The organism is Rhodococcus sp. 14-2470-1b (assembly GCF_002259415.1).
In the GTDB taxonomy this organism is placed as follows: Bacteria; Actinomycetota; Actinomycetes; order Mycobacteriales; family Mycobacteriaceae; genus Rhodococcoides.
Map to the genome: position 1 here is coordinate 17,894 of NZ_NPFY01000014.1, position 22,769 is coordinate 40,662.

General features: G+C 64.3%; 21 protein-coding genes. 16 read left to right on the plus strand and 5 right to left on the minus strand.

The features are described from left to right. Positions 1 to 59: 59 nt before the first annotated feature. Positions 60 to 1,607, minus strand: coding sequence for an acyl-CoA synthetase (locus CH293_RS11935; RefSeq protein WP_094720340.1), 1,548 nt, complete (start codon positions 1,605 to 1,607; stop codon positions 60 to 62). Positions 1,608 to 1,872: 265 nt separating this feature from the next. On the opposite strand from CH293_RS11935, the gene CH293_RS11940 reads away from it, so the two are divergent. The 14 genes from CH293_RS11940 to CH293_RS12005 all read left to right on the plus strand — a co-directional run bounded on the left by CH293_RS11940 (position 1,873) and on the right by CH293_RS12005 (position 15,949). Further along, a complete protein-coding gene (locus tag CH293_RS11940) occupies positions 1,873 to 3,270 on the plus strand; it encodes a 4-hydroxyphenylacetate 3-hydroxylase N-terminal domain-containing protein (protein WP_094720359.1) in 1,398 nt (465 codons plus the stop codon). Between the two features lie 33 nt (positions 3,271 to 3,303). Beyond that, on the plus strand, positions 3,304 to 4,494 hold the full coding sequence (locus tag CH293_RS11945; RefSeq protein WP_094720341.1) for a thiolase family protein: 1,191 nt from the start codon (positions 3,304 to 3,306) through the stop codon (positions 4,492 to 4,494). A 12-nt stretch (positions 4,495 to 4,506) separates the two neighbouring features. Beyond that, on the plus strand, positions 4,507 to 5,337 hold the full coding sequence (locus CH293_RS11950) for an NAD(P)-dependent oxidoreductase (RefSeq protein ID WP_033188746.1): 831 nt from the start codon (positions 4,507 to 4,509) through the stop codon (positions 5,335 to 5,337). A 101-nt stretch (positions 5,338 to 5,438) separates the two neighbouring features. Continuing rightward, positions 5,439 to 6,200: a 3-hydroxyacyl-CoA dehydrogenase gene (locus tag CH293_RS11955; RefSeq protein ID WP_094720342.1), complete on the plus strand. Its 762-nt coding sequence runs from the start codon at positions 5,439 to 5,441 to the stop codon at positions 6,198 to 6,200. Further along, on the plus strand, positions 6,197 to 6,970 hold the full coding sequence (locus CH293_RS11960; RefSeq protein WP_037112621.1) for an enoyl-CoA hydratase/isomerase family protein: 774 nt from the start codon (positions 6,197 to 6,199) through the stop codon (positions 6,968 to 6,970). The genes CH293_RS11955 and CH293_RS11960 overlap by 4 nt, the downstream gene beginning before the upstream one ends. A 121-nt stretch (positions 6,971 to 7,091) precedes the next feature. Next, entirely contained in the window at positions 7,092 to 8,018 is a 927-nt protein-coding gene (locus CH293_RS11965; RefSeq protein WP_052059506.1) for a TetR family transcriptional regulator, read from the plus strand. Beyond that, positions 8,015 to 8,890 (plus strand): sulfurtransferase, encoded by an 876-nt coding sequence (locus CH293_RS11970; RefSeq protein ID WP_037112620.1) that lies wholly within the window; start codon positions 8,015 to 8,017, stop codon positions 8,888 to 8,890. The genes CH293_RS11965 and CH293_RS11970 overlap by 4 nt, the downstream gene beginning before the upstream one ends. Positions 8,891 to 8,960: 70 nt before the next feature. Further along, the gene (locus CH293_RS11975) at positions 8,961 to 10,574 is read left to right on the plus strand and encodes an ABC transporter substrate-binding protein (protein WP_094720343.1); all 1,614 of its coding nucleotides are present in this window, start codon (positions 8,961 to 8,963) and stop codon (positions 10,572 to 10,574) included. Further along, positions 10,529 to 11,599: an ABC transporter permease gene (locus tag CH293_RS11980; protein WP_094720344.1), complete on the plus strand. Its 1,071-nt coding sequence runs from the start codon at positions 10,529 to 10,531 to the stop codon at positions 11,597 to 11,599. Before CH293_RS11975 ends, CH293_RS11980 begins: the two co-directional genes overlap by 46 nt. After that, positions 11,592 to 12,413: an ABC transporter permease gene (locus CH293_RS11985; RefSeq protein WP_037112617.1), complete on the plus strand. Its 822-nt coding sequence runs from the start codon at positions 11,592 to 11,594 to the stop codon at positions 12,411 to 12,413. The genes CH293_RS11980 and CH293_RS11985 overlap by 8 nt, the downstream gene beginning before the upstream one ends. Then, positions 12,410 to 13,321 (plus strand): ABC transporter ATP-binding protein, encoded by a 912-nt coding sequence (locus CH293_RS11990; RefSeq protein ID WP_094720345.1) that lies wholly within the window; start codon positions 12,410 to 12,412, stop codon positions 13,319 to 13,321. The genes CH293_RS11985 and CH293_RS11990 overlap by 4 nt, the downstream gene beginning before the upstream one ends. Next, entirely contained in the window at positions 13,318 to 13,956 is a 639-nt protein-coding gene (locus tag CH293_RS11995) for an ABC transporter ATP-binding protein (protein WP_094720346.1), read from the plus strand. The genes CH293_RS11990 and CH293_RS11995 overlap by 4 nt, the downstream gene beginning before the upstream one ends. A 173-nt stretch (positions 13,957 to 14,129) precedes the next feature. Further along, positions 14,130 to 15,161 carry a Gfo/Idh/MocA family oxidoreductase gene (locus tag CH293_RS12000; RefSeq protein ID WP_094720347.1) on the plus strand — a complete coding sequence of 344 codons (1,032 nt, stop codon included), beginning with the start codon at positions 14,130 to 14,132 and terminating at the stop codon, positions 15,159 to 15,161. Then, positions 15,158 to 15,949: a TIM barrel protein gene (locus CH293_RS12005; RefSeq protein WP_094720348.1), complete on the plus strand. Its 792-nt coding sequence runs from the start codon at positions 15,158 to 15,160 to the stop codon at positions 15,947 to 15,949. The genes CH293_RS12000 and CH293_RS12005 overlap by 4 nt, the downstream gene beginning before the upstream one ends. A 79-nt stretch (positions 15,950 to 16,028) precedes the next feature. Here CH293_RS12005 and CH293_RS12010 read toward each other — a convergent pair whose 3' ends face one another. Beyond that, a complete protein-coding gene (locus tag CH293_RS12010) occupies positions 16,029 to 17,393 on the minus strand; it encodes an MFS transporter (protein ID WP_094720349.1) in 1,365 nt (454 codons plus the stop codon). A 180-nt stretch (positions 17,394 to 17,573) separates the two neighbouring features. Here CH293_RS12010 and CH293_RS12015 point away from each other — a divergent pair, with 180 nt between their 5' ends. Next, positions 17,574 to 18,185: a GyrI-like domain-containing protein gene (locus CH293_RS12015; RefSeq protein WP_094720350.1), complete on the plus strand. Its 612-nt coding sequence runs from the start codon at positions 17,574 to 17,576 to the stop codon at positions 18,183 to 18,185. Here the strand turns inward: CH293_RS12015 and CH293_RS12020 are convergent. Beyond that, positions 18,167 to 19,672, minus strand: coding sequence for an MATE family efflux transporter (locus CH293_RS12020; protein WP_255122828.1), 1,506 nt, complete (start codon positions 19,670 to 19,672; stop codon positions 18,167 to 18,169). The two genes, CH293_RS12015 and CH293_RS12020, sit on opposite strands and share 19 nt — an antisense overlap. A 179-nt stretch (positions 19,673 to 19,851) precedes the next feature. Next, on the minus strand, positions 19,852 to 20,298 hold the full coding sequence (locus CH293_RS12025; RefSeq protein ID WP_094720352.1) for a MarR family winged helix-turn-helix transcriptional regulator: 447 nt from the start codon (positions 20,296 to 20,298) through the stop codon (positions 19,852 to 19,854). A 64-nt stretch (positions 20,299 to 20,362) separates the two neighbouring features. On the opposite strand from CH293_RS12025, the gene CH293_RS12030 reads away from it, so the two are divergent. Continuing rightward, a complete protein-coding gene (locus CH293_RS12030; RefSeq protein ID WP_037112604.1) occupies positions 20,363 to 21,664 on the plus strand; it encodes an MFS transporter in 1,302 nt (433 codons plus the stop codon). 80 nt (positions 21,665 to 21,744) lie between these two features. Here CH293_RS12030 and CH293_RS12035 read toward each other — a convergent pair whose 3' ends face one another. Further along, the gene (locus CH293_RS12035; RefSeq protein ID WP_094720353.1) at positions 21,745 to 22,698 is read right to left on the minus strand and encodes a hypothetical protein; all 954 of its coding nucleotides are present in this window, start codon (positions 22,696 to 22,698) and stop codon (positions 21,745 to 21,747) included. Positions 22,699 to 22,769 lie beyond the last annotated feature (71 nt).

The window sequence follows — 22,769 nt, forward strand, 5'->3', positions numbered from 1 at the left end:
CAACGACGCAATCAGACCAGCGTGCGCGGGTGGGGGCTCGTCGGGTGGAAGCATTCGGATCAACCGAGTACGACGTTGTCGTACTTGCCCCTCAGTTCTCCCTTCACGAGCTTGCCCGTCGGTGTACGCGGAAGTTTCGAGGTGAACACAACGTGGCGTGGCACCTTGTACCGTGCCAATGAATCTCGCGCCACGATCAGGATCGACTCGGCCAGTTCGTCGGAGGATTCGACGCCCGGTAGCAATTGGACGACGGCGAGCACCTGCTCGCCCATCTCCGGATCGGGCACTCCGATCACAGCAACGTCGAGGATGCTCGGATGCGACGCGAGAACGTTTTCGATTTCCTGTGGGTAGATGTTCACTCCACCGGAGATGATCATGAACGTTGCTCGGTCGGTGAGAAACAGGTAGCGATCCGCGTCCAGGTAGCCGACGTCCCCGGTAGTGGACCAGTTCTCGTGCTGCGGGTGCTGTGCGCTCTTCGTCTTGGCCGGGTCGTTGTGGTACGCGAACGGCATGACGTCTCGCTCGAAGTAGACGTCGCCGATCTCACCGGGAGGCAGGACCTGGCCGTCGGGGCCACAGATGCGCACGTTGCCCAGAAACCCGTCCTGACCGACCGAACCGGGCTTCCTCAGCCACTCGGCGGACGTGATGCTCGTCAATCCGGCCAGTTCGGTGGAGGAGTAGTACTCGACGAGAATCGGCCCCCACCACTCGATCATGGCTCGTTTGACCTCGACCGGGCACGGCGCCGCCGCATGGATGGCCACCTGCAGTGTCGACAAGTCGTACTTCGCCCTTACCTCGTCGGGAAGTTTCAGCATGCGTACGAACATGGTGGGCACCCACTGGCTGTGAGTCACTGCGAACTTCTCGATGTAGGACAGCGCGCGCTCGGCATCGAATTTCCCCATCACGACGACGGTTCCGCCGAGAGCCTGCACCGCAGCGGCAGTACGAAGAGGAGCGGCGTGGTAAAGCGGTGCAGGCGAGAGATAGACAGTGTCCGAATCCACACTCCAGATCGTCGACGCCAACGTGGCCATCGTGTCACCGGGTTCTTCGATCTGCCGATTCGGAAGTGACGGCTCGATACCTTTGGGCTTACCGGTGGTTCCCGAGGAATAGAGCATGTCCGCGCCGCGGGGTTGATCGGCGGGAGGCTCGTCCGACAGGCCGACGATTGCGTCGTCGAGGTCGTCGAAGCCCGGAACCGTACCCCCGAAGGTCAGGCGGATGTCCACGCCCTCGACCAAGTCGGACACCGTTGTCGCGGTGTCTCCGAGTGCAGCGGACGTGATGACGGCGCGTGCTCCGCAGTCATCGATTATGTACGCCATCTCGGCGGGGGTGAGATGGCGGTTGACCGCAGTGATGTACAGGCCCGACCGGAGTGCAGCCCAGTACACCTCGAACACCCTGGCCGTGTTGTCGCTGACGAGCGCGATGTGGTCGCCTTCGCGAAGTCCGGCGTCGTGCAGATACCGAGCAATGCGGACGGACTGGGATTCCAGTTCGGCAAAGGTCACTGTGTCGCCGGATTCGGCCATGACGACAGCAGGTTTGTTCGGCTGGGTCGCTACGTGGGCCCCGGGATACATGGCTTTCCTTTCGCTGAACGGTTATCGTTCGATCGTTCAAACCCTACCAACGAAGTGAGCCGGCGAACCGGGAAACGCCGTCGCCGATCGAACCGACGACTGCTTGATGTTCAAGTGTGGGAGGGCTATTCGTTCACCCGGCGCACCCAATTCGTTGACACTCGAGCAAGGCTCTGCCAAGCTGAACAAAATCGAGCGATTGAACGGTCCTCGAAATCAGGTAGTCGTGTGCCGTTCACGTGTCACGACCCGAGAGGCTGCATGGATGGGCATTCGCACAGCAAGTCAGTATCGCGAGGGCCTGCGCGACGGCCGCAACGTCGTGTACCAGGGCCGGAAGATCGACGACGTCACGACGTTCCCGGAGTTCGACACGGCGATCTCTCACTCGGGGCTTGCGTACGACATCGCGGAACTGGAACCCGATCTCGCCATCGCCGACGACGGGCAGGGACCGTACACCGCCTTCTATCGCGTGCCACGCACCGCCGAGGACATCGAGCGCCGCGGGAGACTGATCGAAAGTGTGTGCACACTCGGGACCGGCACGATCGTCTTGAAAGAGGTCGGTAGCGACGCGTTGTTCGGTCTCCTGCGGGCTCTGTCCGGTGAGGGGCTGGAGAACGCAAAGTCGTTCTACGAGCACTGCTGCGCGAACGACGTCGCCATCGCGGTCGCGCAGACCGACGTCAAGGGCGACCGTATGCTCGCTCCACATCAACAGGCCGATCCCGACCTGTACCTCCGCATCGTCGACGAGGACGCCGACACGATCACAGTTCGCGGCGCGAAAGTGCACACCTCCTTCTCCGCGAATGCCGACGAAATCCTGGTCCTGCCCACACGCGCCATGGGTCCCGCGGACGCGGATTATGCACTCAGCTTCGCCGTGCCTGTGGATACACCCGGGCTCACCCTGTACGTCTCGCCCTATCTGCACGGCGACAGGGACGAATTCACCCACCCCCTCTCGTCGAAGCACAAGCTTTTGGAGAGCCTGACCGTCTTCGACGACGTTCGGGTCCCGAAGAACCGCGTGTTTCTCGCTCGGCAACCCGAACTGGCAGGTCCGCTCGCGATCGCCTTCGTCGACTACCACCGATACACGGCTATCCACTACAAGTTGCCTCTGCTCGACCTGCTCGTCGGATCGGCGACGATGATCGCGGAGGCCAACGGAATCTCCAAGGCCGGTCACGTGAAAAGCAAGTTGACGGAGCTGATCTCGTACACCGAGACCGTTCGAGGCTTCGGCCAGCTCGCCGCGATCCGATCCACGCAGGGCGACAACGGCGTTCAGCTGCCCGACCCACTCTCGGTGAACATGGCCAAGTACCACTTCGCACACGGATTCCATGCGGCGACCGCAGCTGTTCTCGATCTCGCAGGCGGATTGGTGGCCACAGGTCCCGGCGCGGGTGACTGGGCGGACCCCGACACCCGCAAGGTCCTCGAGAAGTACTTCGCGGCAGCAGTTCCGGCCGAACAACGACTTCGGCTGATCAATCTGATCGGCGATCTGTGCACTGGAAGCTGGGGTGGGTACCAGGCGGTACTCGCTACCCACGCAGAAGGTTCGGCCGAGGCCGAAAAGATGCAAATCGCACGGTCTTTCGATGCATCCAGAGCTCGGCGCTACGTGTCCGAGCTTCTCGGTTTCTGATATCTCCTTCACCCGAGCGAGGAATTCATTCACATGAGAACAGCTGTGATAGTCGACGTCATCCGCACACCGTCGGGCAAGGGCAAGCCCGGCGGCTCGCTGTCATCGGTCCACCCAGCCACCCTTCTCGCCGACTTGTTGGCAGAGCTGGTTCGCAAGCACGATCTCGATCCGGCCCTCGTCGACGACGTCATCGCGGGGTGCGTCACTCAGTCCGGTGAGCAAGCCGTGAACATCGCCCGTACCGCGGTTCTGGCTGCCGGATTCCCCGAATCCGTACCGGCCACGACCATCGACCGCCAGTGCGGATCCAGCCAGCAGGCCGCAGCATTCGCCGCTCAGGGAGTTGCGGCGGGTTCATACGACATCGTGATCGCCTGCGGCGTCGAGTCGATGAGCCGAGCCCCGATGTTCTCGAACGTCGGCGGAGCCGATCCCACCGTGGGCCCGCTGAAGGCGCGATTTCCCGACGGGCTCGTGTCACAGGGCATCGGAGCCGAACTGATCGCAGCGCGGTGGAAGTTCGATCGCGAGGAACTGGACGCATATGCTGCCCGTTCGCACCGGCTGGCGGCCGGGGCAGCCGAACGTCTGCAGACAGATCAGATCGTGCCCGTCAGGACCACGGACGCATCAGGAAACGACGTATTGGTGAGCGTCGACGAGACCGTCCGATCGTCCACTACCGCAGAGTCGTTGGCATCGCTTCGTCCGGTGTTCCGCACCGACGAGATGTCCGCCCGGTTCCCGGAGATCGACTGGTCGATCACCGCCGGAAACTCCTCGCCACTGACCGACGGCGCGTCGGCGGCCCTCATCATGAGCGAGGAGAAGGCGTCGGCGCTCGGGTTGACCCCCCGCGCTCGGTTCCACAGCTTCAGCGTCGCAGGTAGTGATCCGCTCCTGATGCTGACCGGTCCGATTCCGGCAACCGAGAAGATTCTCGCCAAGTCGGGTCTGACGCTCGACCGGATCGACGCGTACGAGGTCAACGAAGCGTTCGCGCCGGTTCCGTTGCTGTGGCAGAGCCACTTCGACACCGACCCCGAGCGCTTGAACCCCGCAGGCGGCGCGATCGCGCTCGGGCATCCCCTCGGAGCGTCCGGCGGTCGACTTCTGGCCTCGATGCTGACCTACCTGGAGCACACGGGCGGTCGGTACGGCCTGCAGACCATGTGCGAAGGCGGCGGCATGGCCAACGCGACGATCATCGAACGAATCTGACGGAGGAACATCATGAGCGACCTACGCTTCGACGGACTCACCGCGGTGATGTCCGGTGGCAGCCGAGGAATCGGCTTGGCCATCGCCACACAGCTGGCGAAGGGTGGTGCCAACCTGGTCCTGCTGGCCAAGACCGACAACCCGGACCCCCGGCTTCCCGGGACCATTCACTCCGCCGTCGAACAGATCGAGGCCGCAGGCGGGAAGGCCGTCGGAGTCGTCGGAGACGTGCGCATCGACGCCGACGTTCAGCGAGCTGCCCAGACCGCGATGGACACGTTCGGCGGAATCGATTTCTGCATCAACAATGCGAGCGTGCTGAATCTCGCGAAGACAGAGGACCTGCCGCTCAAACGGTTCGACCTCATTCAGCAGGTCAACGTGCGCGGGACGTTTGCGCTGACGCAGGCGTGCCTTCCGCACCTGAAGAAGTCCGATTCCGCGCAGGTTCTGACGCTGTCTCCACCGATGAACATGTCGAACGAATGGTTGGGCAAACATCCCGGGTACATGCTCGGAAAATACGGAATGACCCTGCTTGCACTCGGTTTCGCCGCCGAGTTCGCCGAGTTCGGTATTGCAAGCAACTGCCTGTGGCCCGAGACCACGATCGCAACCGCTGCCGTCAAGAACCTGCTGGGCGGAGAAGAAGGAACGTCTCACGCGCGCGATCCGCAGATCATGGCGGACGCAGCGGCGCTGCTGCTCGCTCACCGCCCGAGCCGCCGAACGGGACGAACGACCATCGATGTCGACGTACTGGCCGAGGCCGGAGTCACCGACCTGCAGCAGTACGGGGGAGTCGAACCACTCGACTACGACATCTTCGTCGACCCACGCTGAACATCGCCCCGTTCCGACGGGGCAGCATCGCGCGTCGCACACGATCGAATCGGACTCATGACGGACGGCATTCGTCGTGGACATGGAACAGGAGCTCTTCGTTGAAGACCGACAACATCATCGCTCTCGTCACGGGAGGTGCGTCCGGTCTCGGACTGGCCACCACCGAGGCGCTCGTAGCTGCGGGAGCCCATGTAGGCATCCTCGACCTGCCCGGATCCCCCGGCGAGGCCGTCGCGCAAGCGCAGGCGGGATCCGTCACGTTCCTTCCCGGAGACGTGACCTCGACCGAGGACGTGTCGCAAGCACTCGACGTACTGTCGGAGCAGGGACCGCTCCGTGTCGTGGTGAACTGCGCAGGCGTCGGCCCTCCCGGCAAAGTCCTCGGAAAGAACGGCCCGCTTCCGCTCGAGGACTTCGAACGTATCGTTCGTATCAACCTCCTCGGCACGTTCAACGTCATTCGCCTTGCTGCAGAGAGGATTGCGACCACGGACAGTGTCGACGGCGAGCGCGGTGTCATCGTGAACACGGCGTCCGTGGCGGCCTTCGACGGCCAGATCGGTCAGCCTGCCTACGCGGCGTCCAAAGGCGGCATCGTGTCGATGGCTCTCCCCATCGCCCGTGAGCTCGCGCGTCACCAGATCCGTGTCGCGACCATCGCACCCGGAATCTTCGATACACCGCTCCTGAAGACGCTGCCGGAGGACGCGCGGGCATCCCTCGGTGCGCAGGTGCCGCATCCGTCTCGGTTGGGTGACCCGGACGAGTTCGGCGCGCTCGTACGCCACATCGTCGAGAACCCGATGCTGAACGGTGAGGTCATCCGCTTGGACGGCGCCATCCGTATGGCACCACGATGACCGACGCAGTCGTCGAAGGGCCGGTGACGTTCTCGACAGACGGCGCGCTTGCTCGCATCCATCTCTCGCGCGGCGCCGCGTCCAACTCCATCGACACGGATCTGGCCGAGGCGTTCGAACGAGCGGTCGAGAATGTCGCCGCGAACCCGTCGGTCCGCGTGGTCCTGCTGAGCGGAGACGGCAAGAACTTCTGTGCGGGTGGCGATGTGCGCCAGATGGCGGCGGCGGAGGACACTGCCGCATTTCTACGCGGTCTGGCCGGTGTGGTTCACCGGGCACTGGCGAAGCTTCACACAGTGCCGGTCGTGGTCGTTGCTGCCGTACAGGGTGCGGCCGCGGGTGCAGGGCTCGGCCTCGTTCTCGCTTCCGATTTCGTCGTCGCTGGACCGTCGAGCACGTTCGCTGCGGCGTACGCGGGCGTGGGTCTGCCTCCGGATTGCGGAGTGTCCGCGCTGCTTCCGGCGGTCGTGGGCGCACGCAACGCAGCTCGGATGTTGCTGACATCCCGCGTCGTCTCCGCCCAGGAAGCGCTCGACACGGGCCTGATCACCGACCTCGTGGACGATTCCGACATCACCACCCGCGCGGAAGAACTGGCCGCGACCCTCGTTGCCGGTGCCCATCCGGCACTCGGGGAAACACGGCGGCTGATGCGCAGGGCGATGGCATCGTCGTATCAGGAGCATCTGGATCAGGAAGCCGACACGATCGCCGAGGTCAGCACGTCCGACGATGCCCAACGCCGTATCGCTCGCTTCGCTGCCACATGATCGATTGGTCCGAAAACGGAGTGCTACCGCGAGATAATCGACAGGACGGAGCAGTCCGGCCCGGTGTTGCCCTGTCGCTGTTCAGTCACGGTGAACGACTGTGAGCCGGTAAGCTGAACGTATGAGCAGTGCAGGATCCACGAGCAGCGCAGAATCGTCGACGAGTCCCGGCGCGTACGTCGGTGCCCGGGTCAGGGATATGCGTACCCGGCAGGGGATATCGCTTCGAGAGTTGGCGCGACGCCTGGATCTGAGCCCGGCAACCATCACCGCCCTCGAGACCGGTCGCACCACGATGAGCATCGATCGTTTGCACGCTATCGCGACTGTTCTCGATATCGCACCCGGCGATTTGTTCGCCGGCGCCCCTGCAGGGCCCGGCAGCCCGAACTCGACCTCGGTGGGAGATCGTCCGCCGAACTGGCGTGAGTACGGTGACCTCGAGATGGATGTCGTGCTTCGAGCCGCGGTGGCGTGCATCGTGCGGAAGGGATACGAGGGCTCATCCATCCGTGACATTGCCGAAGAAGCGAACTCGAGTGTATCCGCTCTTTACCATTACTACCCGAGTAAGCAGGCAATGCTCGTTGCCATCTTCGAACTCACGATGACCGACCTCCTACGTCGTGTCACCGCTGCACGCGACGAGGAGGAGGGAGATTCTCCGATCAGCAGACTGGCTCGGCTGGTCGAGAGCCTGACGCTCTATCACAGTTACCGGAAAGAGCTGGGGTTCATCGGGTCCAGTGAAATGCGCAGTCTCGAGGACTCCAGCTATTCGCGTATCGCAGCCAAACGTGTCGAGGTGCAGCGCATGGTGGATGCCGAGGTGTACGCGGGGGTGGAGCAAGGGTTGTTCGGCACCACGCGGCCACGCGAGGCCGCGCGCGCCGTCGTGGCGATGTGCGTCGCCGTGGCCCAGTGGTTCGACACAGCGCGCAACGAGCGCCCGGAGGACGTCGCAGCCGCGTACATCGAGTTCGCTCTGGACCTGGTCAAGCATCGACCCGATGTTCCAGAATCCATCGACCGTAGGACACGGACATGACTTCGCAGACATTCCGCAATTCGGTGCTCGTGGGCGTCCAGGAACTCGGGCGTGCCGTTTCGGCGGACGGCACGAGGGTTCTCGACGTGCGGTGGGCACTCGGCCGCAGCGACGGCCGAGAGCTGTACCTGCAGTCGCACATACCCGGCGCTGTGTACGTGGACCTGGACACAGAACTTGCCGGGCACGCAGGACCTGGATCCGGCCGACATCCGTTACCGGACGTAGCCGCCCTCCAAGCGTCCGCGCGTCGGTGGGGGATCGACGACGGCGATGACGTGGTCGTCTACGACGCGGGCCCGAGTACGTCGGCGGCGCGGGCGTGGTGGCTGCTGAGGTGGGCCGGAATTGCGAACGTTCGGATCCTCGACGGCGGGTTCGCTGCATGGACCCGGTCGGGTCGTCCGGTCGAAACGGGCGAGACATCGGTCGAGGCCGGCGACGTGACGCTGAGGGAGGGTGGTCAACCGACCGTGGACGCCGATGGCGCAGCGCGGTTCGCCGAAGCGGGTCGACTTGTGGACGCACGTGCAGCCGAGCGCTTTCGAGGCGAAGTCGAACCCGTGGACCCGAAGGCCGGTCATATTCCAGGCGCGAGAAATTTCCCGACCAGTGCTCTGCTCGCGGAGGACGGGACTTTCCTTGCCGACGACGAACTTCGATCGGCGCTGATCGACCATGTGGGAAGCGGCACCGACGTCGGCGCGGTGTACTGCGGATCCGGGGTCACCGCCGCACATGTGATCGCGGGCCTGAACATTCTGGGCATGGAGGCCGCTCTGTATCCGGGTTCGTGGTCGCAGTGGTCGAACGACTCGACTCGGCCTGTCGCGACCGGACCGGAGTCGGCCACCGGTGGACGTCGCGAGTGAGTGCACCGCCGACGCGCATTTTCATCTGAACGTTTGTACATTTGAACTTCCGTACGAACGAAGAAGGTCGATGAACACACGCTTCGGACATTGCTGCGCCGTGGGAGCAGCCTGCATCCTCACGCTCGCGTCCTGCGGCGCGCCCACCGGTTCGACGGGTGGATCGTCCGAGGGCGGTATCGTCCTCGCCGACGGGTATCGACTCGGTGACTACAACCCGATCTCAGGGTACGGCTCCGCGGGCGAGGCCAAGATGTACGACGGCCTCCTACGTCTGGACGGCACACCAGGTCTCCCGGGATTCACACCTGCACTTGCAACCGAGCTCCCTGCAGCCAACGCGGACGCGACGGTGTGGACAGTTCCTCTGCGCGGCGGCGTCACGTTCTCCGACGGCTCGAATTTCGATGCCGCCGACGTGGTGGCCACCTACCGTGCGATCCTCGACCCGGCATCGGCTTCGGAAGCACGGTCGTCGTTCGACATGATCAGCGACGTCGTCGCAGTGGATGACAGTACGGTCGAGTTCCGGCTTGCCTATCCGTACTCTGCGCTGCCCACGAAGCTCCTGATCGGCATCGTTCCCTCGGAATCGGTGGCCGCGCCGGGCCTTGCTGCGGAATCGAGCCTCAACACCGCGCCGATCGGTACCGGACCCTACACACTCGTGGACCTGGCGCCCGACCGCGCGATACTCGAAGCGAACGAGAACTATTTCGGCGGCGCGCCCGAAGTGAAGAAGTTGACCTTGCTGTACGTGCCGGACGACAACACGCGCGCTCAGCGCATGGCAGCCGGAGAGATCGACGGCACGAATCTTCCTCCACTGCTCGCCGAGTCACTCGACAACCGCGACGGAATGTCGCTGACGTCCAACACCTCCGCGGACTGGCGCGGAGTGTCCCTCCCGACGGACAACCCGGTGGCGGGGGACAAGGCCGTGCGGATGGCGTTGAACCTCGCAGTGAATCGGCAATCGATGGTCGACGGCATCCTCGGTGGGTTCGGGCGGCCGGCGGCTACGCCGATCCCGGCGGTCTACGGTGACGCGTACGAGCCGTCGGCGGTGTTCTCGTACGACCCCGACAGCGCGGCACGAATCCTCGACGGTGCGGGTTGGCGGCTCGCTGCGGACGGGGTGCGCACCAGGAACGGCACCCGCGCGGAATTCACCGTCATGTACAACTCGACGGATACCGTGCGTCGAGACCTCGCTCAGGCCTTCGCGTCCGACGCATCGGCCGTCGGCATCGACGTGAAGCTGGAGGCGTTGTCCTGGGACCGGATCGATCCGAGGATCTCGTACGACGGGACACTGCTCGGCGGTGGTTCCGAACCGTACGACCCGGACACGCAGGCGTACAACGCGCTGAACTCCGTGTTTCTCCGTCCCGATGTGGGGAGCGTCTACGACAACGCGAGCGATTACTCGAACGCGGACGTCGATGCTGGGTTGGAGCTGGGGCGTCGCAGTCTGGACATCGCGGAGCGTGACCGTGCCTACCGCGACGTCCAGCGCGCCTACATCGAGGATCCCGGATACGTGTACCTGGTTTTTCTCGATCACACCTACGTTTCGAAGGATTCGGACTGGACGATGTCGGGACCGATTCTCGAACCGCACTCGCACGGCGTCACGTGGGGGCCGTGGTGGTCGTTGCAGACCTGGACGACGACACCGTGACCTCCACACTGCCTCGGCAACAGGTGACTGCTCGGCCGGATCGACACGCCAGACGGCGGTCGATCGTAGCCATGGTGCGCAGGCGACTGCTGTTCGTGGTGCCGGTCTGCGTGGCCGTCTCGGTCGGGCTGTTCGCGGCTGCGTCGGCGTCGCCGTTCGATCCGCTCGTGGCGTACCTGGGGGTGCGGTACACAACGACGTCGGAGGCCGACAAGGCTGTTCTCACCGAACAACTCGGTCTGGACCGTTCGTGGTACGACGCGTACGGACAGTGGCTGCACGGCGTTGTCACCGGCGATCTGGGGATGTCGAGGTCGTTCGGACAACCCGTGACTCAGGTGTTGATGGAGCGCGTGCCGTGGACTCTGCTGCTCGCAGGACTCGGTCTGGTGCTGGCCGCGACCCTCGCACTGGTGCTCGGCGTTCTGGCCGGTAGTGGTCGCGGAGGGTGGCTCGATCGCGCGGTGACCGGGGTCTGCCTGGTAGTACAGGCTGTGCCGCCGTTCGTTCTGTCTCTCGGCGCGATCGCCATCTTCGCGCTTGGGCTGGGATGGCTGCCGGTGGCAGGACTCACCGACGCAGGCGCCGACCCGACTCCTGTCGGAGTGCTCAGGCACCTTGCCCTTCCTGTCTCGGTGCTGGCCCTGTCGCAGCTACCGTGGTTGTTGCTGGCGGTGCGCGAATCGGTATCGACCTCTCGCGGAGAGGACTTCGTGGCGGGCGCCGTCGCGCGGGGAATTCCGGGCCGGACAGTGACGACCCGGCACATCGTCCCGGCCTCTCTCGCTCCATTCGTCAACGTGGTCGGGGCGCGCTTGCCGGAGCTCGTCGTCGGAGCCGTACTCGTCGAGGAAGTGTTCTCGTGGCCGGGAATCGCAGGCGCCCTGGTTCAGTCCGCGCGGGACCTCGACATGGCGCTGCTGGCCTTCCTCACCATCGGAACCACTGTTGCGGTCATGCTCGGCTCCCTGATCGCCGACGTGTCCGCAGCAGTGTTGGATCCCCGGGTGAACACCGATGGCTAGGCGACGGTTGATCGTCGCTGTCGCCGTGCTGTCGCTTCTTGCGCTGTACGCCGTCGGCGTTCCGTGGCTGTCCGGAGTCGACGATCGCATCACCGACTTTCAGCAGGCCAGGCTGGCACCGTCGTTCTCGCACTGGTTCGGTACCGATTCGGCAGGCCGAGATCTGTTCGTACGCAGCGCAAGCGCAATACGAACGTCGCTCGTGATCGCTGGGTCGTGCGCGCTGCTCGCCACACTGATCGGAACCGCCGTCGGTGCAGTGGCCGGACTCCGCGGTGGCTGGGTGGACCGAGTCGTCATGCGCAGTACCGACGCCGTCAACGCGCTTCCGCATCTGCTGCTCGGTATCGTCGTCGTCGCGATGTTCCGAGGCAGTGCGGCGGCAGTGATGCTGTCGATCGCACTCACACATTGGACGCAGGTCGCCCGCATCGTTCGTTCGGAGATCCTTGGACTGAAGGGCAGGCCCTACATCGATGCCGCAATTCTTGCGGGCGCGAGTAGACGTCACGTCATCGTGCGGCACCTGCTGCCCGCCGTGATGCCGCAAGCCCTGATCGCCGTCGTACTCCTCTTACCGCACGCCATCTGGCACGAGTCGACGTTGTCGTTCCTGGGCTTCGGACTTCCACCGCACCAGCCGAGCCTGGGAACTCTGTTGTCCGAAGCGAGAAGCTCGTTGCTGCTCGGAGGATGGTGGACACTGGCGTTTCCGGCGGGAATTCTCGTGCTGGCAACGGTGTCCGTGGCGCTGGCGGGCTCGGCCCTGCGCTCGACGATCGCACCACCCGCACCATCGGAGCTGCGGTTGTGAGCGCTCTGACCATCGAGAATCTGACCATCAGGATTCCCGTGCGTGGCGGTGGCGTCGTGCATGCGGCCAGCGACGTGGATCTCTCGATCGAACGAGGTACGGTCACGGCCCTGGTCGGCGAATCCGGCTGCGGCAAATCGATTCTCGCGTCCGCCGTGATGTCGATGCTCCCCGTGGAATCGTCGGTGACGGGCTCGATTTCCGTCAGGACCGAAACCCGGACGATCGACGTGTTCACCGACAAGTCCTTCCGCGGCCGGGATGTGGCACTGATTCCGCAGTCGGCCTCGTCGTATCTGACACCCGTACGCACAGCGCGCTCACAACTGGACGAGACGATTCGGGTGCTCGGGTCCACCCACACCGCGAACGACTTGGCCCTCCGAGTCGGGTTGGACCCGGCGGAGCTGGACCGCCATCCACACGAGTTGTCCGGTGGCATGGCACAACGAGTTGCGATTGCCGGGGCTCTCGTCGGGGACCCATCGGTGATCGTCGCCGACGAACCGACGGCCAACCTCGACACCGAACTCGCCGACCGCGTGCTCGCGCTGCTGCGTCGGTCGGCGGACAACGGCGCCGCTGTCCTGCTCATCACCCACGACCTGTCGTCCCTCGTCAGATCTTCCGTCGCCGATCGAGTCGCCGTCATGTACGCGTCGCGCATCATGGAAACGGGTCCTGCTCGGTCGGTGCTCGACGACCCGCTGCACGACTACACCCGTGACCTCGTGAACGCCCTGCCGTCCCGTGGTCTGAACCCGATGCCGGGGATCCCTCCACAGCTGACCGACTTGCCCGACGAGTGCGTGTACCACCTCCGCCGACCGGACACCACGTTCTCGGGTGGACCGACGGAGCTGGTCACCGTCGGGGCCAGGTCGTACAGGAGGAAGGCGACACCATGAGTCTCGACGCCTGGGAGGTCACAGCCGGATACCCCGGCACAGCCGATATCCTGGTCCGGCAATCCTTGTCGGTGCCGGCCGGTGAACTCGTCGGGCTCGCCGGACCGTCCGGCTCCGGCAAATCCACCATGGCGCGTGTCCTCGCGTTACTTCTCGCGCCGAGTGAGGGTGTTGTCCGCATCGACGGCGTCGACGTGGCCGAGGTGGGATTCTCGGTGCCGTCCGAGATACGTCGAAAGGTCGCGCTGCTCTTTCAGTCCCCGCGATCGGCGACCGATCCGCGCATGACGCTGCGGTCGATCATCGAGCAACCCGCTGTGATCGCGGGTCGCACTACGAATGTCGACGCGCTCGCGGACAGCGTCGGATTGACCACCGACCTGCTGGCCAGGCGACCGCATCAAGTCAGTGACGGTCAACTTCAACGTGCCTGCGTGGCAAGGGCTCTCGCGCAGAAACCCGAGTACTTGATTTGCGACGAGGCCACGGCCATGCTCGATGCCGCGACGACGGCAGCAATCATTCGATTGATCCAAGGGCATGCACATGCCGCCGGCATGGGTGTGTTGATGATCAGTCACGACATCGAACTCCTGGCTGCGATCGGCGCGGACACCACGTTCATCGGGAGTTGAAGACGAAGTGGCCCGAGGGCTGTGATTCACCGGCAACAAGACCTGCCGAGAAAGGAATCGCGGCGCTGTAGAGAGCACTTTCGGGCGGCACGTGGTTGACCGTCGACCGGTGTAGCCCTACTCTGCACTGGAACGTACTACTAGTACGTACTAGTCGTCAGAATGGAAGAACGATGTCCACGAAGAATCCAGTTCGACTGGCGCTGATCGGTGCCGGACGGATCGGCTCCAGCCACGCTGAACTCATCGCCCGCCACGTCCTCGGAGGCGAGCTCGTCGCCATTGCGGACCCGACGCCGAGCGGTGGACGGCTGGCCGATCTACTCGGCGTCGACATCGTGGAGACATCCGCAGCGGAGATCCTCGCGCGCGCCGACGTCGACGCAGTTGTCATCACCACGCCGGCCAGGACGCACACAGAGCTCGTCGTCGCGGCCGCCGAAGCCGGCAAACACGTCTTCGTCGAGAAGCCGATGGCCATCACGCTGGCCGACGCCGATCGAGCGATCGCCGCTGCCGGCGCTGCGAACGTGGTGCTGCAGGTCGGGTTCAATCGCCGTTTCGCGGCCGGCTGGATCGCTGCTCGCGCCGCGATCGACTCCGGACGAGTCGGCACTCCTCAGCTACTGCGGTCGGTCACGCGTGATCCGGGTCCGTTCACAGCCGATCCGGCACGAATCCCTCCGGGAACGATCTTCCTCGAGACACTGATCCACGATTTCGACGCCCTGGCGTTCCTCAATCCGGGTGCGCGCCCCACGCGCGTGACCGCAATCGCCGACGCGCTGATCCGTCCCGACGCGAAAGCCGACGGCCACCTCGACACTGCCGTCGTCACCGTGGAATTCGACAACGGCGCAATTGCTGTTGCCGAGGCCAACTTCAGTGCGCTGTACGGGTACGACGTACGCGCCGAAGTGTTCGGATCGGGCGGCATGGTCACCGCAGGCAACGCACGGTCGAGCGACATGACCTACTACGGTCCCGACGGAATCGGAGTCGACACTGCCCGTCGCGATACCGATCTGCTGCGCGAGGCGTACCTGGGTGAGTTCGTCGCATTCGTGAATGCGATCCGAGAGGGAACCGATGCGCCGGTGACCGGTCACGACGCGCGCACAGCACTGACCGTCGCACTCGCGGCCATGGAGAGCGTAGCCACCGCACGCTCCGTGGACATCGACGCAACCGGGTTCGGCGCATGACCGGCGGGGTCGACCTTGCCGCGTGCGCGGAGATGCTCTATCTCGATCTGCCGATGCTCGAACGAATTCGGCGCATCTCCGATCGCGGCCTACTGGTGGAAATCTGGGATTGGTCGAACAAGGACATCGATGCTCTCGCCTCGTCCGGGGCCGAATTCTCCTCCATGACCGGCTATCTCACCGGAAACCTGACCGAACCCGACGGTATCGCGGAGATACTCGCGTCCGCCGCGCGGTCCCTGGACGTTGCCGACCGTCTCGCATGCCCTCGGCTGAATCTGCACGGTACCGGCCTCGGCGAGGGCGGTCTGCCACTACGGCCCGTACAGGTGGTCACACCGACGATGTGGCTCACGGCTGCCGACACGTTGCGCACGCTCGCGGAGCTGGGGGAGAAGGCAGGCCGCACGTTCGTCCTCGAGAACCTCAACGTCGCGGTAGATCATCCCGGCACACCGTTTGCATCCGCCGCGGACACCCTGTCCCTGGTGCGCGCTGTCGATCATCCCCACCTCCGAATGAATCTCGACCTGTATCACGCTCAGATCGGGGAGGGAAATCTCATCGAGTCGGTTACGGAAGCTCTGCCGTACATCGGTGAGATCCAAGTCGCGGACGTGCCCGGCAGGTGTGAGCCCGGTACCGGAGAGGTCAACTACGCCGCAGTTGCGTCCGCGCTGAAACGCATCGGCTACACCGGGGTCGTGGGGCTCGAAGCATGGGCGTCCGCAGACTCCGACGATGCTCTCGACGCGTTCGAGACAGCCTTTGCCGCAGCCAGGCGCTGACCCGCGACGACACAGACACGGACGAGGCCCGGGGACACCGTCGGTGGCGTCCCCGGGCAGTCGACCGGCTACGTGTGGGTCAGGTCATGTCCACAGCCTTCGTCTCCACGAGGGCCTTGGTGCAGGCGAGGCTGAGAACGGACAGCAGGGCAAGCATCACGCCGACGGCGATACTGCCGAACTGTGCGGTCAGCGGGGCCGCCAGCAGCGGAGGAATCGCGCCACCCAGGACACCCGCCAGGTTGTACCCGAGTCCCGCTCCGGTGTACCTGAACCTGGTCTGAAACAGCTCGGGAAGCAGGGCGCCCGTGGGACCGTACGCAATACCGAAAATGGACAGGGTCACACACATCGCGAACACGTACGCACCAGGGTTACCGGTATCGAGCAGCGGAAACAGAACGAGTGTCCACGGAATCGCCACCGAGCAGGACGCCATGATGACGTGGCGACGGCCGACACGGTCGGAGTACACCGCGGACAGCCCGATTGCGATGCCGAACACCACGGCCCCGAGAATTCCGGTCCACAGCACGAACGGCCGGTCGAATCCCAGAGTCTTGGTCCCGTAACTGGTCAGATAGGCAGTGCCCATGTAGAAGAGGGAGAACAGCGATGCCAGTGCACCTGCGGCGAGCAGGACCTCGCGCTTCTGCACGTGCCACGCGTCGAGCACGGGGAGCTTCGTCGCACGGGCCTGCACCTTCTCTTCCTCTGCCTGGTTCGCTCGGAAGATCGGTGTCTCTTCGATAGCCAGCCTCATGTAGAGGCCGATCAACACGAGAACTGCGCTGAGAAGGAACGGAATTCGCCAGCCGTAGTCGAGGAAGACCTCGTTGGTGTCACCGAACACCGCGCCTGTGATGAGGAAGGTCCCACTCGAGAGAATGAATGCCGCCGACGGGCCGAGCTGCGGAAACATACCGTAGAAGCCGCGCTTCTTCGCAGGCGCGTACTCCGCGGTCAACAGCGTTGCTCCCGCCCATTCACCACCCACTGCGAACCCCTGTCCGAACCGGAGAACGACCAGGATGATCGGCGCCGCAACACCGATCGTGGCAGCACCGGGCAGAAGTCCGATCACGAAGGTGGAGATTCCCATGAGGAGGAGCGTGGAGATCAACGTCTTCTTACGGCCGATCCGGTCACCGAAATGGCCGAAGAGCACCGCGCCCGCCGGACGTGCGATGAACGCGACCGCGAAGGTCGCGAACGATGCGACCGTTCCTGCCGTCGAGCCGAGAGCAGGGAAGAACACCGTCGGAAAGACAAGCGCGGCTGCGGTGCCGTAGATGAAGAAGTCGTAGAACTCGATGGTGGTGCCGATGCCGCTCGCGACCGCGACCTTGCGGACACTCGTCGTCGGGGCTGCATTCGGTGCGGACGACGGTGTCGTATTCGGGGTTCGACGTGTGACCGCGTCGTCGGGTGTCAGTGATGTCATGTCTCTCCAGGAATCGGCGCCGAAAGGGTGGTCGGTTCAGGATCGAGACGTTATGTGACGCGCGCCATAGTCGACTACCCCCGCATGGGGGTATCCGGTCCGCCGAGAAGATCGCACGCGACGGACTCCTGGCGGTACGGTGATCCCCTGGCCACCTGAACGGCGCGAGGGGAGCAGGCTATGAAAATCGACTTCAAGAAGACGATTCCCACCTACTCCGCACGGCAGGGGCACTTCGACGTCGTGGAGGTTCCGCCCCTGCGGTACATCGCGATCGACGGCTCCGGTGACCCCAACGCCGCCCCGGAGTACCGAGAGGCGCTCGAAGCATTGTTTCCTGTCGCCTATGCCATCAAGTTCTCGAGCAAGAACGACCTCGGGCGCGACTACGTCGTCATGCCGCTCGAAGCACTCTGGTGGGCGCGGAACATGAACTCCTTCACCACCGCCCGAGACAAGACGCGCTGGAGGTGGACGTCGATGATCATGATCCCCGACTGGATCGAGGACGACATGGTCTCCGCAGCCCAGGATTCCGTCCAGCGTAAAGGAAACCCGGTCGGACTTCGGCGAATCAGAACCTCGACGCTGGACGAAGGCCGGTGCGTGCAGACACTGCACGTCGGTCCGTACGACGACGAGGCGGAAATTCTGGCGACGATGCACGACGAGTTCATCCCACGAACCGGCGCGTCGATGACGGGGAAGCATCACGAGATCTACCTGAGCGATGCACGACGGGTCGAGCCGTCCAGGCTCAGAACGATTCTGCGTCAACCCATCTCTTCCTGACCGGCACCGAGTACGGCGTCGGCCGGTTGGGGATCGACCTCGTCCAGACCTCGTGCGATCGCAGTCCGCGAGGCGAGCCAGAGGGCCACACCTGCAACGAGAACGAGACCCTCACTGACGGTCAACGCCCAGATGATGCCGTTCAGCCCGAACCAGAGATTGCCGAGAACGACGATGGGGACGAACGCAAGACCCTGCGTCATGGACATGATCGTCGCCGGAAGTGCGCGACCGGTTGCCTGGAACAGTGTGGTGACCAGTCCGGCGACACCGTTGAAGATCATCGACACCAACTGAGCCGTGATCACGACACCGCCGAGGGCGAGCAGTGAGCTGTCTGCGACGAACGCCCCGAACACCTGCTCGCGGAACACGAACACCACAGCAGAGAACACAAGCGCGATGGCGCCGACGGCCACACCGGCACCGCGCACCGATGCATACAGTCGCCGAGCATCACCCCTGCCGTAGGCGTAGGCGAGCAGCGGCAGGCAACCGAGCGTGACACCCATGATGAGAAATTCAGGCACCTGCGCAATGCGTACCGCTACACCCATGGCCGCGAGCGGTCCGTCACCGTACGCAGCGGCGAGGTTGTTCAGAACCAACGAGGTGACCACCAGGAAACCTGCCTGAGTCAGCTCACCGACGCCGATTCCGAACACCGGCCCGGTGATCGACCGCGTCAGCCTCACATGCCTCGGCGCGAGGCTGACGTGTTCACTGTGCCGTGACAGCCACGTCACGAAGTACACGGCGGTGACAACGTTCGCGAGGCCGACCGACAGTGCCGCACCGGCGACACCGAAGTGCAGTACGAGAATGAACAGTACGTCGAACACCACGTTCGCGACGGTCGACAGGATCAGACCGATCATCACCTGCCGCGTCGCGCCCTCTGCTCGCACCAGCTGCTCGAGGCAGAAGGACGTCGTCAGCACCGGAACGAACACCAGCATCACCACTACGAACGCCGTCGTGGCATGGACCTCGTTGCCCTGCGCGCCGAGCAACGCAACGAGTGGATCGACGAAAACGACTCCGACGGCACCGATCACGACACCCACCGCGGCAGCTCCCCACACCGAGAACGAGGCCACGTGCTTGATCTCTCCAGCCTTCGACGGATCGGCCTCGGACCCTCCGAGCAGCCGTGAGATCAACGCGCTACCGCCGGTGCCGAACACTCCGCCCACGGCCATCACGATTCCCAGAACCGGTGAACCGAGGGTGACGGCAGCGAGGAGTGTGGCGTCGTGGAGCGAACCGATGAACCCTGCGTTGATCACGTTGTAGACCGCCGTCACGATCAGCGCGGCGGCCATCGGAATACACAAGTGCACGAGCGCCCGAAAAATCGGTGCGGACGACAGATACCACCGGTTCGAACCTTCGATGGTGATGTCCATGTCGGTCTCGGTGGAGGCAGTGGAGGCAGTGGAGGCAGTGGAGGCAGTGGAGGCGGTGGAGGCGGGGGAGGTATTCATGGCAACTCCTCGTGTGGAACGGTGAGATCCGGGCATGGTGGGACCCGGGCATGGTGGGACCCGGGCATGGGTGAGGCTCGGGCATAGGCGGGAAAGCCCTGTGCGACAACGCGGTAGCTGGGCATGGCTGGTCGACGCATCGGCGTCGTCGATGCGTCGGAGGTGCGGAGCGAGGTCGGTCAGTCGCGGGACGGGGGTGCGAGCTTCGCGGTGACCTTGCTCAGAAGTGCGTGCAGAGTGATTCGTTCGTCGTCATCGAGCGGTCCGAGGATCTTGTCCTCGATCGCCCTCATCGCGTCGTCGAATCCGGCGATCAAAGCGCTGCCTGATTCTGTGGCGTAGACCCGTTTGATGCGTTCGTTCGCCGGATCAGGACGACGCTCGATCAACCCCCGTGCCTCGAGGCCCTGCAGAAGACTCGACACACTGGCGGGCGTGGTCCGTGTCATGTTCGCGATGTCCCGCTGGATCGCCCCCGGCGACCTGGTCAGGTAACCGAGGACGAAACTTTGCTGGTGACCGAGGTCGCGTTCACGAATCCAGTCGAGGCCGGCCTGCTGCTGAGCCCATCCGATCCACCTCAGTAGGTCGAGAGTGCTGGAGGGGTTCAGTTCAGGTCCGGTCATAGTTAGAAATCTAACCGTTAGAGTTCAAACTGTCAACGACGTGCTCGATCCCTGCCTCACTCCGATGTCTGACACGATGTCGGTCATGACGTTCGCGTTGCGGGGGACTTCGTTCACGGTCGGCACTCTCACGCTGCTCACCGCGCTCTATTTCGCCCAGGGTCTTCCCTACGGATTCTTCACCACTGCGCTGCCGGTCGTCCTGCGCGAGTCCGGATACTCCCTCGTCAAGATCAGCGCGACCGGGTTCCTGTTCCTGCCCTGGGCATTGAAATTCCTGTGGGCGCCGTACGTGGATCGCTACGGCACCCGGCGACGTTGGTTGCTCGGCCTTCAACTGGGCGCAGCTGCCGTGGCCCTGGGAATGGCGTTCCTCGAACTGTCCACGACCCTGCGCTGGCTGTTCGTCGGAATCTTCGTCGTCAACGCTCTGTCCGCGACCCAGGACATCGTTACCGACGGCCTCGCCGTCCGACTCCTCGGCGTCCGACAACGCGGCGTGGGCAACGGAATCCAGGTCGGTGCGTACCGAATCGGAATGATCTGCGGCGGAGGGTTGCTGCTGTGGCTCTTCTCGCTCGCCGGATGGCGTGCGCTGTTCGTCTCGATGTCGGTACTGCTGATCGCCACGACGATTCCGGTCCTGCTCGCCCGTCGGCGACTGGCCGAAGCCGACACGGAGACCGCCGTCGAATCCGACGCCGGCTCACTCCCGCGAACTGCACTCCTGACCATCGGATGGTTGTCCAGGCTGCGACGCCCAGGGATGGTGGCGTTCATCGGGCTCGTCGCGCTCTTCAAGTTCGGCAACTCGATGGGGTCGGCGCTCGTCGGGCCGTTCATGTCCGACAGCGGCCTGACCCTCGCCCAGATCGCATTCGTCGACGGGGGACTGTCCTCGGTGGCTGCGCTCGCCGGCGCCGGACTCGGCGCGTGGCTGACCTTTCGCTACGGACGGCGGCAATCGCTGCTCGTCGGTGGCGTTACTCAAACTGCCAGCCTGGCACTGTATGTGGTTGCATCGTTCGGAGTCGGCGGATTCCCGCTTCTCGTCACCGCAAGCGTGGCCGAGCATGTACTCGGAGGCGCAGCGACCGTCGCGATCTTCGCATTGATGATGGATGCGGCGGACAAGCGTTTCGCGGGCGCCGACTACACTTTGGTCGCATGCGCGGTGGTGTTCTCGCAGGGCGCGGCCGGGCTCGCTGCCGGCGTGGTCGGCGATGCATTCGGATTCACCGCGGTCTTCGGAGTTGCGCTGATCCTGTCCGGAATCGGATGTCTGGTGTTGCTCGTCGCGCTCGACCGAGGCGTCGGGCCGAGCGGGCTGAAGGAGACCTTCCCGCCGCGGGTGACGCGGGCCTGAGCTCACAACGAAAACGGCCCGGCCCCAACTGAAGTGGGACCGGACCGTCATGTGCACATGGTCGGTGACGCGCCGCCGAGTCAGTCGACAGCGATGACCGAACCGGCGATCGCGGCCAATCTCGTCTGCGTAGCAGAGACAACACCATGGCGGTTCTTGTGCGCTTCCTCGAACGCCAGAATGGTGCGAAGCTCTTTCGGATCACTCAAGTCCTTGATCGCTGCTACGGATTCCGTGACGTTCAACGACTCGTAATCGTCGATCGGTAGCTCGTCGGCGTCCAGAACGCCTGCGGCGGACCGCGCAGAGTGGATGGCGTCGGCGACACCGTCGACACCTTCCTCGCGCACGACATCCTCCGCAGCCTCCAATGCCGCGTCGCGGCTTGCCGACAGCGTTCGAGCGGCGATGTCGCCTGCATGCGCGCCGCGGCCCAACAGCTCGGACAGACGATTCGGTGTGGATCGCGCGACATCGAGAGCGCGGTCGATACCGCGAGCAGACCACGTCGCGGGTGCGTTCACGATTTTCACGGCGCCACCGGCAGCCGCCTGAAGCGGTGTTCTACGCAACGCGACGGGGCCTCCTAGTGCTTCCTCGGCGAGAACGGTTTCCAGCCACTCGACCGTGGCCGAGTGCGCACGAACGAGACGGTCTGCCAGCTGTACGACGCTCCGCTCGGAATCCGCCGTCGCAAGCGCCTTGATGTACTTGGAACGACTGACGAGCTGGTGCTCCAGTGCAAGGTCACCCAGAAGTGCTTCGTCGAACGGCTGGGCCTGCTCGGCGAGCGTCTTGAAGAGTGCAAGAGTCCGTCCCACGAGAGGACCGACGATGTCGGGAAGCCCGCCGAGCTCACGCAATTCCGACTCGATGGCGGCCGCACGTTCGCGGCCGTTGGCGGCGTTCTGCGTGAGCTCGGTACGGACTGCGTCCGTGCGTGCTTGCGCCACACGGGTTTCCGCGACCTGGATTTCGGTGTTGGTCAGCTGAAGTACGGCCCGCAACTGCGCGAGCAGGGTGGGTGTAGCCATCGTGCGCTCCTGTTGGTCGAGTGGGTGGTTCCGATCGTGCCAACTGTCGTGCCAGGCACTATGTCGTCGGG